The 15,206-nt window shown below is 71.8% G+C and carries 14 protein-coding genes and 1 tRNA gene; 7 read left to right on the top strand and 8 right to left on the bottom strand.

All coding sequences use genetic code 11. From position 1 onward, the window contains the following. Window positions 1-47 precede the first annotated feature (47 nt). From ACZ303_RS04300 to ACZ303_RS04290, 3 genes are all read left to right on the top strand, one after another. Window positions 48-431 carry a hypothetical protein gene (locus ACZ303_RS04300; RefSeq protein WP_467334891.1) on the top strand — a complete coding sequence of 128 codons (384 nt, stop codon included), beginning with the start codon at window positions 48-50 and terminating at the stop codon, window positions 429-431. A 77-nt stretch (window positions 432-508) separates the two neighbouring features. Further along, window positions 509-1,261 (top strand): DsbA family protein, encoded by a 753-nt coding sequence (locus ACZ303_RS04295; RefSeq protein WP_467334889.1) that lies wholly within the window; start codon window positions 509-511, stop codon window positions 1,259-1,261. After that, entirely contained in the window at window positions 1,258-2,130 is an 873-nt protein-coding gene (locus tag ACZ303_RS04290) for a cytochrome c biogenesis CcdA family protein (protein WP_467334887.1), read from the top strand. The genes ACZ303_RS04295 and ACZ303_RS04290 overlap by 4 nt, the downstream gene beginning before the upstream one ends. Window positions 2,131-2,212: 82 nt before the next feature. Here the strand turns inward: ACZ303_RS04290 and ACZ303_RS04285 are convergent, their stop codons facing one another. Both ACZ303_RS04285 and ACZ303_RS04280 read right to left on the bottom strand, forming a co-directional pair. Further along, a complete protein-coding gene (locus ACZ303_RS04285) occupies window positions 2,213-2,803 on the bottom strand; it encodes a lytic polysaccharide monooxygenase auxiliary activity family 9 protein (protein ID WP_467334885.1) in 591 nt (196 codons plus the stop codon). Window positions 2,804-3,076: 273 nt separating this feature from the next. Then, entirely contained in the window at window positions 3,077-3,610 is a 534-nt protein-coding gene (locus ACZ303_RS04280; RefSeq protein WP_467334883.1) for a C40 family peptidase, read from the bottom strand. Window positions 3,611-3,918: 308 nt separating this feature from the next. Between ACZ303_RS04280 and ACZ303_RS04275 the strand changes: the two genes are divergently transcribed. The 3 genes from ACZ303_RS04275 to glxA all read left to right on the top strand — a co-directional run bounded on the left by ACZ303_RS04275 (window position 3,919) and on the right by glxA (window position 8,225). Then, a tRNA-Lys gene (locus ACZ303_RS04275) sits at window positions 3,919-3,992 on the top strand. Window positions 3,993-4,317: 325 nt separating this feature from the next. Further along, window positions 4,318-6,195, top strand: coding sequence for a glycosyltransferase family 2 protein (locus tag ACZ303_RS04270; RefSeq protein WP_467334881.1), 1,878 nt, complete (start codon window positions 4,318-4,320; stop codon window positions 6,193-6,195). Further along, window positions 6,192-8,225 carry a radical copper oxidase GlxA gene (gene glxA, locus ACZ303_RS04265; protein ID WP_467334879.1) on the top strand — a complete coding sequence of 678 codons (2,034 nt, stop codon included), beginning with the start codon at window positions 6,192-6,194 and terminating at the stop codon, window positions 8,223-8,225. The genes ACZ303_RS04270 and glxA overlap by 4 nt, the downstream gene beginning before the upstream one ends. Window positions 8,226-8,280: 55 nt before the next feature. On the opposite strand, the gene ACZ303_RS04260 is transcribed toward glxA, so the two are convergent. The 6 genes from ACZ303_RS04260 to ACZ303_RS04235 form a co-directional block, all read right to left on the bottom strand. Further along, complete coding sequence (locus ACZ303_RS04260) at window positions 8,281-9,330, bottom strand: glycoside hydrolase family 6 protein (RefSeq protein WP_467334877.1); 1,050 nt, start codon at window positions 9,328-9,330, stop codon at window positions 8,281-8,283. A 187-nt stretch (window positions 9,331-9,517) separates the two neighbouring features. Then, a complete protein-coding gene (locus tag ACZ303_RS04255; protein ID WP_467334875.1) occupies window positions 9,518-10,180 on the bottom strand; it encodes a class F sortase in 663 nt (220 codons plus the stop codon). Window positions 10,181-10,215: 35 nt separating this feature from the next. Then, window positions 10,216-10,827: a hypothetical protein gene (locus ACZ303_RS04250; RefSeq protein ID WP_467334873.1), complete on the bottom strand. Its 612-nt coding sequence runs from the start codon at window positions 10,825-10,827 to the stop codon at window positions 10,216-10,218. A 185-nt stretch (window positions 10,828-11,012) separates the two neighbouring features. Beyond that, window positions 11,013-11,792 (bottom strand): HAD-IIA family hydrolase, encoded by a 780-nt coding sequence (locus ACZ303_RS04245; RefSeq protein WP_467334871.1) that lies wholly within the window; start codon window positions 11,790-11,792, stop codon window positions 11,013-11,015. A 172-nt stretch (window positions 11,793-11,964) separates the two neighbouring features. Further along, window positions 11,965-12,732: a hypothetical protein gene (locus ACZ303_RS04240; protein ID WP_467334869.1), complete on the bottom strand. Its 768-nt coding sequence runs from the start codon at window positions 12,730-12,732 to the stop codon at window positions 11,965-11,967. A 176-nt stretch (window positions 12,733-12,908) separates the two neighbouring features. Further along, a complete protein-coding gene (locus tag ACZ303_RS04235) occupies window positions 12,909-14,024 on the bottom strand; it encodes an ROK family transcriptional regulator (protein WP_467334867.1) in 1,116 nt (371 codons plus the stop codon). Between the two features lie 56 nt (window positions 14,025-14,080). Here ACZ303_RS04235 and ACZ303_RS04230 point away from each other — a divergent pair, with 56 nt between their 5' ends. Further along, on the top strand, window positions 14,081-15,205 hold the full coding sequence (locus ACZ303_RS04230; protein WP_467334865.1) for a Gfo/Idh/MocA family protein: 1,125 nt from the start codon (window positions 14,081-14,083) through the stop codon (window positions 15,203-15,205). Window position 15,206 lies beyond the last annotated feature (1 nt).

Below are 15,206 nucleotides of genomic sequence, written 5' to 3'. Positions count from 1 at the left end.
ATGGGTGGCCCACCCGCGTCCGGCCGGAATACGGAAGGAGAGAGCACATGCCGCAGCACCGCCGCCCCCCGGCAGTCGCCGCGCTCCTGCTCCTCCTCGCCGTCGTGTTCGGCCCCTCCCTCACGGGCGCGCTCCCGTCCGCCCACGCGGGCACCACCGCTTCCGCGACCCGGACCGCGAAGGACCCGGCGGCCACCGAGGCCCGGCCCATCGCCGACGCCGGGGACACCGGCGGCACCTGCCGGCAGCAGGACCACCCCCTGGGGGGCGCCGAGATCGCCGCGCCCTACGGCCACACCGACCCGCTCACCGCGCCCGCCGCCACCCGGGCCCCGCTGCCCGCCGACCGGGCACCGCGCACCAGCGCGCCACGCGCACCCCCGGTGCCGGTCGCCGGCTGCGCCGAGCTGCTCCCCGTCCTACGGATCTAGGTCCGCCCACCACGGCCCGCGCACCGGGCCGTGCTCCGGCATGCCCGCATCCGTACCCTCAGGGAGATCCCTCCGTCATGTCTGTCGCTTCCCGCATGTCCTCACGCCGCCTCGCGGCCATCGGCGCGGCCCTCGCCCTCGTCGTCGCGCTCGTCGCCGCCGGCATCGCCATCGGCAAGAACTCCAGCGGCTCCGGCACCCGCCGGCCCGCCGCCTCCGGGGACTCCGCCGCACCCTCCGCCGACCCCCGGCAGAAGGTCTTCGACGGGCTGGAGCGCGCCACCAGCCGCCGTGCGGACGGCGACGCCCTCGCCCTCGGCAAGGCCGACGCGCCCGTCGTGCTCGTGGAGTACGCCGACTACCAGTGCTCGTACTGCGGCCGCTTCACCCGCGAGACCCAGCCCGAGCTGGTCAAGAAGTACGTGGACGCGGGCGTGCTGCGCATCGAGTTCCGCAACTACCCGATCTTCGGCAAGGACTCCGAGCGGGCCGCCCGCGCCTCCTGGGCGGCGGGGCGGCAGGGCCGGTTCTGGCAGTTCCACGACGAGGTGTACGCCAAGACCCGCAAGGGCGACGCGCTCGCCGAGGACAGGCTCGTGGACATGGCCCGTACCGCCGGCGTCACCGACCTCGACCGCTTCCGCGAGGACCTGAAGGGCTCGGCGTCGGAGGAGGCCGTCAAGAAGGACAAGGAGGAGGCCGGCTCCATCGGGGTGTCGTCCACCCCGACCTTCCTCGTGAACGGCCGGCCCATCAGCGGCGCCCAGCCGATGGGCGTCTTCGACGAGGCCATCGCGCTGGCCAAGGCGGCGAAGAAGAGCGAGAAGTGACCGACATCGGCTATCTCGCCGCCTTCCTCGGCGGTGTCCTCGCCCTGGTCAGCCCGTGCAGCGCGCTGCTGCTGCCGGCCTTCTTCGCGTACTCGCTCGCGAGCCCCGGCAAGCTCCTGGCCCGCACCGGCGTCTTCTACCTCGGGCTCGCCACCACGCTCGTACCGCTCGGCGTCGCCTCCACGGCCGCGAGCCGGCTGTTCAACGGGCACCGCGCTGTGCTGATCACGACGGGCGGCTGGCTGGTGATCGCCATGGGCGCGGCCCAGATCCTCGGCCTCGGCTTCGCGTCGAAGAAGGCGCAGGCGGCGGCCGGGCGGATCATCCCGCGCTCGGCCGCGTCGACGTTCCTGCTGGGCTGTGTGTACGGGCTGGCCGGCTTCTGCGCCGGGCCGATCCTGGGCGCGGTGCTCACCGTGACGGCCGTCGAGGGCGACCCCGTGCACGGTGGCTCGATGCTCGCCGTCTACGCGCTGGGCATGGCGCTGCCGCTGTTCGTGCTGGCCCTGTGCTGGGACCGCTTCGGGCTCGGCCGCCGGGGCTGGTTGCGCGGGAAGGAGCTGCGCCTGGGCCGGCTGCGGCTGCACACCACATCCCTGGTCTCCGGGCTGTTCTTCATCGGCATCGGCGCGCTGTTCCTGGCCTACGACGGGACGACGGGCCTGCCCGGGATCCTCGACGCCGACCAGGAGTTCAGGCTGGAGGAGTTCGCCTCCCGCGTCGGCAACGCCGTACCGGACTACGCCCTGCTCTCGGTCATCGCCCTGGTGGTGGCGGGCGTGCTGGGCCGGATCGCGCTCCGACCGGAGAAGCCGCGGGGGAAGGCCGGGAAGTCCGCGGCGGATCGGCCGCCCGCTCCGCGGTCATGACATGGCCGCCGTCGCCGTAAGGGCCTCCCCGGGGTGGGACCGGGGAGGCTGTGGGGGGTGGCGGCACGGGTGCGGCAGTGGATCAGAACCGCACGTCGGAGCAGGCGTAGAAGGCGTTGCCCGTGTCGGCGATGGTCCACACGGCGAGGACGAGCTGCTTGCCGGTGCGACCGGCGGGGAGGGTGCCCTGGTGGGTGACGGTGGCCTCGGGTATCCGGCCGCCGTAGGGCACGGTCAGGAAGGGCTTGGTCTCCAGGTCGGCGCGGGTGAGGGGGCGGCTCGGGTCGTAGCCGCTCCTGGTGAGGTAGTAGCGGAAGTCGGTGGTGGCGTGCCGGGCGGTGAGCTTCCAGCGGAAGCCCATGCCCTGGCCCGCGGTGACCTGGGTGGCGGGCCACTGGCCGCCGCGCGGGTCGTCCAGCTGCGCGAAGCGGCTGTTGCCGCCCGCACAGATCGTGCCGTCGGCGGGCCCGCGGGCCGGGAAGCCCTTGGCGCCCTCGACGCTCTGCGGTTCCCACTGGATCTCGCCGCAGTTCTTCACGGCGCCCTGTGCGCAGTACACCTGCCGACTGGTGGGGGAGTCGGTGTAGCCGTGGCCGGTGGCGCTGCCGGTGGCGACGAGGGAGGCGCCGGCGAGTGCGGCGCCGATGATCGCCGCACTGATCTTTTTGCGCATGCTTTCGCTCCTCGGAGAACGTGGGGGGTTCTGTGAGCCGAGTGACTTGCGGTCTAGACCAAGGCGGAGGCTAGTACCGGCCTTTGGTCATGTCCAGGCCAACGGTCGAAAGAATCCGGTCGCCCTGTGTACGCGCCGCCTTCACGCGCGAGCCAGGGAAACACCGCTCTCCCCCACGTTCTCCGCCCGCGCACCGGCCTCCCACGCCCCGCGTCCTTCGCCTTTCAAGGAGGCGGTCTTGACGAGGCGGGCTCGGCGAAGCGGGCCCGACGCTCAGTGGACCCGGCCGTACAGGTTCGGGTTGTAGTGCGAGAAGGTCGAGATGCGGACCTTCTTGCCCGGCCGGGGCGCCTCGACATAGCGACCGCCGCCCAGATAGATCGCGGCGTGGTGGACGCCGGAGGCCCGGCCGTTGTCGGTCCAGAAGACCAGGTCACCGCGGCGCAGCGCGCTGCGGGAGATCTTGCGGGTGGCGCGGTACTGATCGGCCGCGATCCGCGGCAGCCGGAAGCCGGCACGGCGGTACGCCTGCTGGATGAGCCCGGAGCAGTCCCAGCGGTGCGGTCCGTTGCCGCCCAGCGCGTACGGGTCGCCGAGGTGGGCCAGGGCGAAGGCGATGGCGGTCTCGACGTTCCGCGCACCGGCGGCCACGGGGTCCTGAGGGTCCTGGAGGCTCCCGTAGCCCCGCTCGACGAGGGTCAGGTCGTCGAGCTCCTCGTCGGCCCCTCCGGCTTCCCCGGCTTCCCCCGCCCCCTCGACGCTCCCGACATCCTCCAGGAAGTCGTCATCGCGATCGATGTACTCCAAATGGGTGGTTTCGCCCGGATCCGCCACCCCTGGCAATGGCTCGGGCGTCGCCGACGCCGTGACGACGCCGGGCCCGGCCAATACCGCCGCCCCCACGGCGGCCGCGAGCGCGCCCCGGACGGCACACCGCCGCCGGTTGCCGGACCTGTCTCGGGTGGGAGCCGGAATCCACACAATCCGCCACCTTCCCTCGCTCGGGGCACAGCGTCTCAATCATCCGATTGAACCGCATGTCGGAAAATAAGGGCATATCCCTCGCGTGGTCGGGAGCACCCTCCAGGATCGGGTAGAGTTTTCTCTGTCAGCAGGCGCCGCTAGCTCAGTTGGTTAGAGCAGCTGACTCTTAATCAGCGGGTCCGGGGTTCGAGTCCCTGGCGGCGCACAGACAGGCTTGAAGGCCCCTCACCACGGTGAGGGGCCTTCGGTCGTTTCTCGGGTCGCATGCGAACGCTTCACCCCCATTCGTACGCCTCTCCGACCCACGCACCGCTTTGCCCGGTAAACACCTTCTTTCACCCTTGCGATCATGACGCGCGGTCGGAGATCCTGAACCGACAGCGATGACTCAACGTCAATGCGTAAGCAAAGAGTTGGGTGGCGCCGGGGGGGATCCGGTGCCCTTGGGTCCGTACGGCCGAGGGGGGCCGGACGGGCTTCACGGACCGACTGACACACGCGGTCAGTATGCGTACGGGGGGAAATGCCTCATGTCTTCCATGCCTGCCGACGCCCGGCAACAGACCCAGGACCCGGCGGCCACGACCCGGCCGCGGGCGCCCGGCTTCCCGGGGACCGTCCCGGCCCAGCCGCAGCCGGTCCCCAGCCTGCCCCCGCCGCCGCCACTTCCGCCGCTTCCGCCGCACCCGCCCAGAGTGCGCCCTCGCTTCGATTACGAGCACTACAGCCGGCTGGCCGGCCCGCTGACCGAGCCGGATCCCGACCACCCCTACCGGGTCCGTTACCGCAGCCTGCTGGCCGACGAGACGCACCGCGTCCTGGGCGCCCTGCTGCTGGGCGCCGCGCCCGTCGTCTCGATCGGGCTCCTGGTGTGGCTGATGCAGCCCGCCCACTGGACCCAGCGCGACAACGCCACGCCGCTCATGCGGGTGCTGGACGCCGTGATGCTGGTGTCGATCGGCCTCATCGAGCTGTTCCGCACGCTGAATGTCACCTCCAACGCCCACGCCACCCTCGTCGCCCGCGACCCCGTCCCGGTCGTGCCCGAGAGCGGCACCAAGGTGGCCTTCCTGACCTCGTTCGTGCCCGGCAAGGAGCCGATCGAGATGGTCACCCGCACGCTGGAAGCGGCGGTGCGGCTGCGGCACCGCGGCCCGATGCACGTCTGGCTGCTGGACGAGGGCGACGACCCCGAGGTCAAGGAGGTCTGCCGGCGGCTCGGCGTCCACCACTTCTCCCGCAAGGGCGTCGAGAAGTGGAACCAGCCCAAGGGCCCGCACCGCGCGAAGACGAAACACGGGAACTACAACTCCTGGTTGGACGCCCACGGCGACGACTACGACTTCTTCGCCTCCGTCGACACCGACCATGTGCCACTGCCCAACTTCCTGGAACGCATGCTCGGGTACTTCCGCGACCCCGATATCGCGTTTGTCGTTGGACCGCAGGTCTACGGGAACTACGATGCGGCCGTGACCAAGGCCGCCGAAAGCCAGCAATTCCTTTTCCACGCCCTGATCCAACGCGCCGGGAACCGCTATGGCGCACCCATGTTCGTCGGCACCAACAACGCGGTCCGCATCAGCGCCCTGAAGAGCATCGGCGGGCTGTACGACTCCATCACCGAGGACATGGCCACCGGCTTCGAGCTGCACCGGCACCGCAATCCGGAGACGGGCCGGAAATGGCGCTCGGTCTATACCCCCGACGTCCTGGCGGTCGGCGAGGGTCCCAACGCCTGGACGGATTTCTTCACCCAGCAGCTGCGCTGGTCACGGGGGACGTACGAGACGATCCTCAAGCAGTTCTGGAAAGGCCCCTTCACACTGTCCCCGGGGAAATTCCTCAACTACAGCCTGCTGGTCATCTATTATCCGATGACCGCACTCAACTGGATGCTGGGCGCCTTGAGCTGCGCCCTTTTTCTCGGGCTCGGCGCCTCCGGGATCCAGATCAATTCCGAGATCTGGATGATGCTCTACAGCGATGCCGCCGCCCTCCAGATCGGCCTCTACATCTGGAACCGCCGGCACAATGTCTCGCCGCATGAGCCCGAGGGCTCCGGCGGGCTGGCCGGCATGGTGATGTCCGCGCTGTCCGCGCCGATCTACGCCCGCTCGCTGTGCGACGCCATCCTGCGCCGCAAGAGCGGCTTCGTGGTGACCCCGAAGGGCGACTCGGCCAGCCCCGACACCCTCTTCGGCACCTTCCGCATCCATCTGTTCTTCCTGCTGGTGTTCGGCGGCTCGCTGCTGGCCTCCTTCTGGCTCGGCCACACCCACGTCGCGATGCGCACCTGGGCGACGCTGGCCCTGGCCATCACCGTGGCGCCGATCATCGCCTGGTGGTGGTCCCTGCGCCGCACCGGACAGGGCGCGGCCGAGCAAGCCGTGGAGGCCCGCGGATGAAATTCCGGCGATACCGCGTCAGCCGCCGCACGCGCCGTATGGCTGTCGGCTCGGCGGTGGTGCTCGCCCTGGCGGGGATGAACGGGCCGGCGATCTGGGGCTACGCCTCCGAGCAGTATCACGACTACGAGATCAACCAGCCGGAGTACAAGGAGAAGAACGGCCACTGGACAGTCGTGGACGTTCCCGAGGAATACCGGATCAATACGATCCACGCCGCCCTGCTCTACACCGGCAAGGTGCTGCTGGTCGCCGGCTCCGGGAACAACGCCGCCAATTTCAAGGCCAAGTCCTTCCGCACGGTCCTGTGGGACCCGGCGAAGAACACCTTCAAGAATGTCCCCACCCCCAAGGACCTCTTCTGCTCCGGGCACACCCAACTGCCCGACGGCAAGCTCCTGGTGGCGGGTGGCACCCAGCGTTACGAAAAGCTCGGCGGCGACGTCACCAAGGCCGGCGGGCTGATGGTCGTCCACAACGAGAACCCCGACAAGCCGATGACCCTGCCCGCGGGCACCCGGTTCACCGGAAAGAAGAACGGCAAGACCTTCGAGTCCAAGGACCCCGTGCTCGTACCCCGCGCCAAGAAGACCCAGGACGAGGAGAGCCGCAAGGTCACCGTCACGGTCAGCACCGCGCGCGTCTATGTGGAGGCCCTGGAGAAGGGCCAGCAGTACGAGACCGGGCTCACCGACAATTACAGCGTCGAGGGTCTCAAGGGGTCCGACGCCCAGAACATCTACGGCATCGCCAACAAGCTCTCCTTCGACAAGAAGGATTTCCAGGGCATCAAGGACGCCTTCGAGTTCGACCCGGTCGCCGAGCGCTATGTGACGGTCGACCCGATGAACGAGGCCCGCTGGTATCCCACGCTGACCACCCTCCAGGACGGGAAGGTCCTCTCCGTCTCCGGTCTCGACGAGATCGGCCAGGTCGTCCCCGGCAAGAACGAGATCTACGACCCGAAGACGAAGAAGTGGACCTACCTCCCCAAGGAGCGGTTCTTCCCCACCTATCCCGCCCTGTTCCTCACCGACAAGGGCAAGATCTTCTACACCGGTTCCAACGCGGGCTACGGCCCGGCGGACAAGGGCCGGGTGCCGGGCGTGTGGGATCTGGCGAGCGACGAGTTCACCGAGGTGCCCGGGATGAGCGACCCGGACGCCCTGGAGACCTCGATGTCGGTCCTGCTGCCGCCCGCCCAGGACCAGAAGTACATGGTCCTCGGCGGCGGCGGCGTCGGCGAGGACAAGAGGGCCACGGCCAAGACCCGCATCGTCGACCTGCACGCCGCGAAGCCCCGCTTCCGCGACGGGCCCGACCTCTACGCCAAGGCCCGCTATCCCAGCAGCGTCATCCTGCCCGACGACACGGTGCTGACCACCAACGGCTCCGGTGACTACCGCGGCCGCAGCGCCTCCAACGTCCTCGGCGCCGAGATCTACGACCCCAGGTCCGGCTCCCGGCACACGGTCGCCGATCCCCTGGTGGGCCGCAACTACCACTCCGGCGCGCTGCTGCTGCCCGACGGCCGGGTGATGACCTTCGGCTCCGATTCCCTCTTCGGCGACAAGGACAACACCAAGCCCGCCACCTTCGAGCAGCAGATCGACCTCTACACCCCGCCCTATCTCCACCGGAGCGGCAAGCGCCCCGAGCTGCGGGATTCCGGCCCCAGGACCGTGGAGCTGGGCGGCACGGCCACGTACGGAACGGTCACGGGGAAGGGGTCCCGGCCGATCGCGAAGGCACGCCTGATCCGTCCGGGGTCCTTCACCCACGTCACGAACATCGAGCAGCGCTCGATCGCCCTGGACTTCACCCGGGAGGGCGACGAGATCACGGTGACACTGCCGAAGGACCCGTCCCTGGTGCCGCCGGGTTGGTACATGCTCAATGTGGTGGACGACCGGGGGCTGCCGTCGACGGCGGTGTGGGTGAAGGTCCCGGAAGCGAAGGCCGCCGCGAAGAGCGACGACAAGGGCGACGACAAGACCGAGGACACACCCGCCGAGGAAAACGAGGGCTGAGCCGGAGCCGGTGGGCGCCCTGGCCGGCTGTCGGTCCGGGCGCCTTGGACCGCCGTCAGCGGGAATTGCGCGCCAGGTCGAGCGCGTAGCCCTCCCACCACTGGCCCGCGTCGGGGCCGCCCTTGCAATTGCCGTCCGACTCGCCCGGCCGCTTGATCCACAGATACGCGTCCACCAGCGGATCGCCGGTGCGGGTCGTCGGGGGCTCGCCGAGGGCCCGGCCGGAGGGGTTGCACCAGGACTTCTCATGGTCGGCGCCGGACAGCGGGCCGTTGCCGTTGCGGCTGGTGTCGATGACGAAGTGCTTGCCGTCCAGCAGGCGGGAGAGCCTGCGGCCGTATTCCTTGTTGTCCCGCGTCGTCTGGAAGTTGGAGACGTTGAGCGCGAAGCCGTCGGCCTGCTCGATGCCCGCCCGGCGCAGCGGCTCGGCCATCCGGTCGGCGGGCGTCACCCAGCTGGGGTTGCCCGCGTCGAGATAGACCTTGGTGCGCGGCAGCGCCTTGAGCTTGGTGACGGCGTCCTTCAGCAGCGCGAACCGCTCCTCGTGGAACTGCTGGGGCGTGCAGCCGTCCTCGATGTGCGGCAGGGCGTCCGGCTCCAGGATCACGGTCGCGGCGCGGTCGCCGATGCCCTGCGCCGCCTGGTCCAGCCACTTCCGGTAGGCGTCGCCGTCGGAGGCGCCGCCCTGGGAGTACTGACCGCAGTCGCGGTGCGGGATGTTGTAGAGGACGAGGACCGCTACCCGGTCGGCCTTGGCAGCCGCCTCGGTGTAGCCGCGGGTCTGCCCCTGGGGGTCGTCGACGCCGATCCACTCCGCGACGGGCTGCGCCGCGATCTTCGTGAGGAGCTCGGACTGCTTGCCCTTGCCCTCCTTGTGGAGCTCGATGGCCCGCTTGGAGGCGGTGGACTCCGGGTTCACCCAGAAGGGTGCCCGCGCCTTGGGCTGCTGGACCGGCTGCTGAGGGGGTGCGTCGCCCTTGGGCGGTGCCGCCGAGGAGGAGGAAGAGGAGCAGCCGGCGAGGAAGAGCAGGACTCCCAGCGCGGCTCCCGCTCCGGTACGGGTCGTTCGGGTCCGACGTGTGCGGCCGGTGTTCCTGCCGTACATCCATTCCCCCTTGGGTGTACTTCCTGTGGGGTTGTCGTCCCCCGCCCCCACGGGACATGACCGGTCCCTTCCATGCTGGCACAGAGAGCGGGGCCGCGGTGAGCCGTCACGGCATGACGCGCCGTCACGTCCCCCTGATGGAGCAGTCGGCCGCGCGGGGGTGGACGCCGGGGGGCGAACGGTCGGCTCAGGCACGGCCGGCGCCGGTCAGATAGGCCGAGACGACGACGTTGGCGTTGTACGAGTGCCGGGCGCGGTCGTAGTCGCCGCCGCAGGTGATCAGGCGCAGCTCGGCGCGGCCCTTCTCGCGCGGGCCGTACACCTTCCGGGCGTCGAAGCGGTCCTTGGTGAAGACGGAGACGTCCTCGACGGTGAATTCGGCGGTGGTGTCGTCCGAACGGGTGACGGTGATGGTCTCGCCGGGCTTGAGGGTGCCCAGGTCGTAGAAGACGGCCGGTGCCCTGGCGGTGTCGACGTGCCCGACGAGCACGGCCGCGCCGGGGCTGCCGGGCTGGGGGCCGCCGCGGTACCAGCCGACGGCGCCGGCCCGCCCGTACGGTGGCGGGTCCACCGCGCCGAGGGGGTTCAGGCCACGGCTTTCGATGGGGGCTCTGACGCCGACCGCTTTGATGGTGAGGCCCTGCGGCGGGGCGGCGCGCAGCGGGGCGTGGGGCGGGGGCAGCGGGCGGGCCGCCGGACGGCCGACGGCGGCGACGTCACCGGCGGTCGGGGTGGCGGCGCCGTGCCCGTCGGTGTTCTCCCGCCCCCACAGCCACAGGGCCAGCAGCAGCGCGGCCCAGGCCGTCCCGGTGAGGAAGCGGCCGTTGCCGCTGGTGCGCGCTTCGGGCATCGCCTCGGTCGCTTTCGGGTCGCCGGTCGTTTCCCTCACCTTCTGCCCGTTTCGGTGCGGCGGCGGTGCCAGATCAGACCGGCGGCGATCAGTGCCGTGATGCCGGCGAGGACGAGCCCCGGGGTGTCGGGAGGCTCGGGCGTGGTCGCGGTGCCGCCGCCGCCCGCCGGTACCGGCGCGACGGGCGCTTCGGAGGAGGAACCGCGGCCGCCCTGCCCACCCCGGTCGGGGTGGGCGTACCGGGCGCTGAAAACGGGCGCGGCGCCGCCGTGGCGGTTGTCGGGCAGCGCCTCGCCCCGCTTGACGATGGTCAGCCGGCCCTGCGCCACGGCGTCGTGGCCGGCGCAGTCGACCTTCACCGGGTAGGTGCCCGGCGCGACGGTCCCGCGCACGGACGCCTCGGCGAACAGCCCGGCGGAGTCCTTGGTCAGCCGGGCGTCCGAGGCGAGCGCCTCGGAGGTGGCGGTCGCCCTGTCGCCGGCGCACCCGGCGACGCGCAGCTGGAACCGGCCGCCGGGCTGGCTGGTGACGGGGGTCAGCTCGACCGTGCCGGACATGGTGGCCGGGTCGTCGTAGGCGTACGCGGGGGCCGTGCAGAGGGCGACCGTCGCCAGGGCTCCGCACAGAGCGAGTCGAACCGAGTCCATGGTGAACCTCCTCGTACTCCAGAAGGTTCACCCCGCCACCCCGGCCCCCGCATCCGCTCCGTGGCGCCATTGCTCCATATGGCGACCTGGGCGGCACGGGCTGCGGCCGATCGGCCGACTCCCCGTCAGACGGCGGCGACCGACGGCGGCCGGTGCCGCCCGAGGTGGTGTCAGGCGAGGAGGTGTCAGACGAGGTCGACGAGGTCGGCGATCGAGTCGACGACACGGGAGGGACGGAAGGGGTGCCGGTCGATGTCCCCGGGCCCGGTCAGGCCGGTCAGGACGAGGAACGTCTCCATCCCGGCCTCCAGGCCGGCCAGCACGTCGGTGTCCATCCGGTCGCCGATCATGGCGCTGGTCTCGGAGTGGGCGCCGATGGCGTTGAGCCCGGCCCGCATCATCAGCGAGTTCGGCTTGCCGACGAAGTACGGGTCGCGGCCGGTCGCCTTGGTGATCAGCGCGGCGACGGAACCGGTGGCGGGCAGCGCGCCCTCGGCGGAGGGGCCCGTCTCGTCGGGGTTGGTGGCGATGAAGCGGGCGCCGCCGTTGATCAGCCGGATCGCCTTGGTGAGCGCCTCGAAGCTGTACGTACGGGTCTCACCGAGCACCACGTAGTCGGGTTCGTGGTCGGTGAGGACGTAGCCGATGTCGTGCAGGGCGGTGGTGAGGCCGGCCTCACCGATGACGTAGGCGGTGCCGCCGGGCCGCTGGTCGTCCAGGAACTGGGCGGTGGCCAGCGCGGACGTCCAGATGTTCTCGACCGGCACGTCGAGGCCGATGCGCGCCAGACGGGCGTGCAGGTCGCGCGGGGTGTAGATCGAGTTGTTGGTCAGCACCAGAAAGGGCTTGCCGGACTCCCGGAGCCGCTTGATGAAGGCATCGGCCCCGGGCACGGGAATGCCCTCGTGCATCAGCACACCGTCCATGTCGGTGAGCCAGGATTCGATCGGCTTGCGCTCTGCCACGGTGTGACTCCTGCGGTCTGCGCCCCTCGCTGGGGCGGGGGTGTCCCGACACGTCCAGCCTATGCGGCGGCGGTATCGGGCCTCCGCGGGGAGCCATTCCGGCGGATTCCGTGCGGGGCTCCGCCCCGGACCCCGTGTCCTCAATCGCCGGACGGGCTTGAGGACACCGCCGTCACCGGTTGGAGCGTCGCGCTCCGAAGAACAAGGACCCTCCGGCGAGGAGCAGCGCGAACGCCGCCGCCCCCATCGCGAAGAGCGGCCGCTGAGAGCCCGTGTCGGCAAGCGTGCCGCGATGGTCGTCACCGGCGTGGGTGCCCCCCGTGGGCTTTGCGGCGCGGGCGGGCGCGCCCTCGTGCGCGCCCTCGACCTCGAAGGTGTAGTCGTTGGACTCCCCCACCCAGTCGCCGTCGCCGGCCCGCCGCTGGACCGCGGTGACATTGGCCGTGACCTGCCCCTCGGGCGCGCGGCCGGTGAAGGCGAGGCGCACGCGTACGGCGACGGTGCCGCGCGCGGGTACGGAGAAGCCCGCGAAATCCGTGGAGCCGCCGTCGAAGACGCCGACGTTCTCGGCCTCCTCGGTCCGTTCCAGGGTCACCGGCCGCCAGCGGGAGGCGGCGGTGTCGTAGAAGTCCAGGCGGATGTCGTCGGGCTGGAGGGTGCGGCCGCGGTCGGCGAGGACCGCGACGGGGTGCACGCTCCGGCACTCGGCGGCGGTGCTGTTGCGCAGCTCCAGCTGCCAGGCGTGCGGGGGGTCGCCGCGCTCGTACGTCTCGGGTCCGCCGCTCAGCCGGGCGGTGATCGGGAACGTGGAGCTGCCGGGGGTGCCGCAGCGTGGCTGGGCGGGGGCCCGGTCGCGCGGGTGAACGGGGGACGCGGGCGCCGCCGTGGAGAAGATCGCGAGTGCGGCGGCGCCGAAGGCGAGCGCGCGGGGCAAGTGCATCGCAGGACCTTTACGGGTGAGGGCTCCGGGCTTCCGCACCCTTCCACCGGGCGGGCGGGGATCCGGGGCCCGCCACGGCCCGGTGGGTCCGACTGGCCGTCACTTACCGCCCGATCTGACTATTTTCGTTTCATCCTTCGCTTTATGCACGAGTCATCGGGTGGGCGCTCGCGGCGTCAGCCGGAAAAGGCGGAGCCAATCGCTCCGGCGCGCCCGAAGAGTGGTGCCAGCGCCAGCTCGGCCGCGCCCTCGACCACTGTCCGGTCGCCGCCGGGGGTGACGGCGACCGGGGCCGTACCGGCGAGGACGTCCCGGACGCCCGCCACGTACGCCTCCGGGCCGGCCAGCACGGTCCGGCCGCCGAGGAGCACGAGGTCGATGTCCAGCAGTCGTACGAGATTGGCGGCGCCGACCCCGAGGAGGCGGGCGGCGCGGGCGGTGTCGCCCGCGGCGACGGCGGCCAGGCACAGGACCTCGACGCAGCCGCGGTTGCCGCAGGGGCACGGGGGGCCGTCGAGCTGGAGCACCTGGTGCCCGAACTCCCCCGCGCCGGTCCTGGCTCCCCGGTGCACGCTCCTGTTCAGCACGAGGCCGGCGCCCAGGCCCGTGCCGAGGTGGAGGTAGGCGAAGGAGTCGGTGCCGGGCGCGCCGTGGCGTGTGAGGCCGAGGGCGGCGGCGTTGGTGTCCTTGTCGACGACGACGGGGGCCGCGAGCCGCTCGGCGAGGGCGTCGCGGAGCGGGAACCCGTCCCACTGGGGAAAGCCGGTGACCTTGTGGAGCACGCCGGCGCGGTGGTCGAGGGGGCCGGGGACGGCCACTCCGATGCCGAGGAGGGGCGCGGCGGGCGCGGCGCCGGCCCGCAGGGCGCCTATCTCGGTCGTGACCGCGTCCAGCACGGCGTCCGCTCCGGCGCCGAAGGCGAGCGGCGCGGCGCGGGTGGCGAGCTCGGCGCCGGTGAGGTCGACGAGGGTCGCGGTCAGGGTGTCGCGGTCGAGGTGGAGGCCGATGGCGTGCGCGGCGCCGGGGACCAGGCGCCAGGCCATGGGCGGCTTGCCGCCGGTGGAGGCGCGGCGGCCCGCCTCGGCGGCCAGGCCGGCGATCCGCAGCCGTGCGGTGATCTTGCTGACGGCCTGCGGGGTCAGGCCCGTGCCCCCGGCCAGCTCCGCGCGGCCGGCGCCCTCCGGGCCGGCGTCGCGCAGCAGGCCGAGCACGACGGCGGTGTTGTGGTCGCGCAGCGCGGTGAGGTTGGCGCCGGCCGACGGGCCCTGGGTCGGGGGGAGGGTCGTGTTCACCCCTCCATTGTGGCCATCGCTTGCGCTTTCGCAACAGTGTTGCCAAAGTGGTCGGCATGGATGGCACCGCTGACACCCCCCGCGCCCCTCACGACCCGTTTCGGGTCGGGCTCATCGGCTACGGCCTCGCGGGCTCCGTCTTCCACGCCCCGCTCGTCGCCGCCACCGACGGCCTCGTCCTCGACACGGTCGTCACCGCCAACCCCGACCGGCAGCGTCAGGCCGCCGCCGAGCACCCCGGCGTGCGGACCGTCTCCGACACGGACGCCCTCTTCGCCCGCGCCGACGACCTCGACCTGATCGTCGTCGCCTCCCCCAACCGCACGCACGTCGCGCTCGCCCGTACGGCCCTGGAGGCCGGCCTGGCGGTCGTCGTCGACAAGCCGCTCGCCGCGACCGCCGCCGAGGCCGAGTCGCTGGCCGCGCTCGCCGACAGCCGTGGGCTGCTGCTCGGCGCCTTCCAGAACCGCCGCTGGGACAACGACTTCCGCACGGTCCGGAAGCTGATCGACGACGGCCTCCTCGGCGAGGTCACCCGCTTCGAGTCCCGCTTCGAACGCTGGCGGCCCCAGCCCAAGGGCGGCTGGCGCGAGTCCGGCGACCCGGCCGAGATCGGCGGGCTCCTCTACGACCTGGGCAGCCATGTCGTCGACCAGGCCCTGGCCCTCTTCGGGCCCGCCGCCACCGTCTATGCCGAGTCCGACGTGCGCCGCCCGGGCGCCGAGGCCGACGACGACGCGTTCATCGCCCTCACCCACGTCAGCGGCGTCCGCTCCCACCTGTGGGTGAGCGCCACCACCGCGCAGCTCGGCCCGCGCTTCCGGGTCCTCGGCAGCCTCGCGGGCTATGTGAAGTACGGCCTGGACCCGCAGGAGGCGGCACTGCGCGAGGGCCTGCGCCCGAGCGACGACCCCTCGGCGTGGGGCGTGGAGCCGAAGTCCGCGTGGGGCCGGATCGGCGCAGGCGAGTCCCCGCTGACGGGCGGCGGCGAACCCGTCCCGACCCTCCCCGGCGACTACCCCGCCTACTACGCGGTGGTCGCCCAGGCCCTGCGCGACGGCGGCGAACCGCCCGTCGGCGCACTGGAGGCGGCGGCCGCGCTGCGGGTGCTGGAGGCGGCCAAGGTGTCGGCGGCGGAGGGCCGCACGGTCCGTATCGACACGATCGAGGAGACGGCATGAG

The organism is Streptomyces sp. NPDC023527 (assembly GCF_055560115.1).
This window is presented reverse-complemented; position numbering and strand designations above follow the sequence as displayed.

Excerpts from the sequence above, each read along its gene's own strand:
- ACZ303_RS04300 (WP_467334891.1), top strand. The coding sequence starts at position 48 with ATGCCGCAGCACCGCCGCCCCCCGGCAGTCGCCGCGCTCCTGCTCCTC.
- ACZ303_RS04295 (WP_467334889.1), top strand. The coding sequence starts at position 509 with ATGTCTGTCGCTTCCCGCATGTCCTCACGCCGCCTCGCGGCCATCGGC.
- ACZ303_RS04285 (WP_467334885.1), bottom strand. The coding sequence starts at position 2,803 with ATGCGCAAAAAGATCAGTGCGGCGATCATCGGCGCCGCACTCGCCGGC.
- ACZ303_RS04270 (WP_467334881.1), top strand. The coding sequence starts at position 4,318 with ATGTCTTCCATGCCTGCCGACGCCCGGCAACAGACCCAGGACCCGGCG.
- glxA (WP_467334879.1), top strand. The coding sequence starts at position 6,192 with ATGAAATTCCGGCGATACCGCGTCAGCCGCCGCACGCGCCGTATGGCT.
- ACZ303_RS04260 (WP_467334877.1), bottom strand. The coding sequence starts at position 9,330 with ATGTACGGCAGGAACACCGGCCGCACACGTCGGACCCGAACGACCCGT.
- ACZ303_RS04255 (WP_467334875.1), bottom strand. The coding sequence starts at position 10,180 with ATGCCCGAAGCGCGCACCAGCGGCAACGGCCGCTTCCTCACCGGGACG.
- ACZ303_RS04250 (WP_467334873.1), bottom strand. The coding sequence starts at position 10,827 with ATGGACTCGGTTCGACTCGCTCTGTGCGGAGCCCTGGCGACGGTCGCC.
- ACZ303_RS04240 (WP_467334869.1), bottom strand. The coding sequence starts at position 12,732 with ATGCACTTGCCCCGCGCGCTCGCCTTCGGCGCCGCCGCACTCGCGATC.
- ACZ303_RS04230 (WP_467334865.1), top strand. The coding sequence starts at position 14,081 with ATGGATGGCACCGCTGACACCCCCCGCGCCCCTCACGACCCGTTTCGG.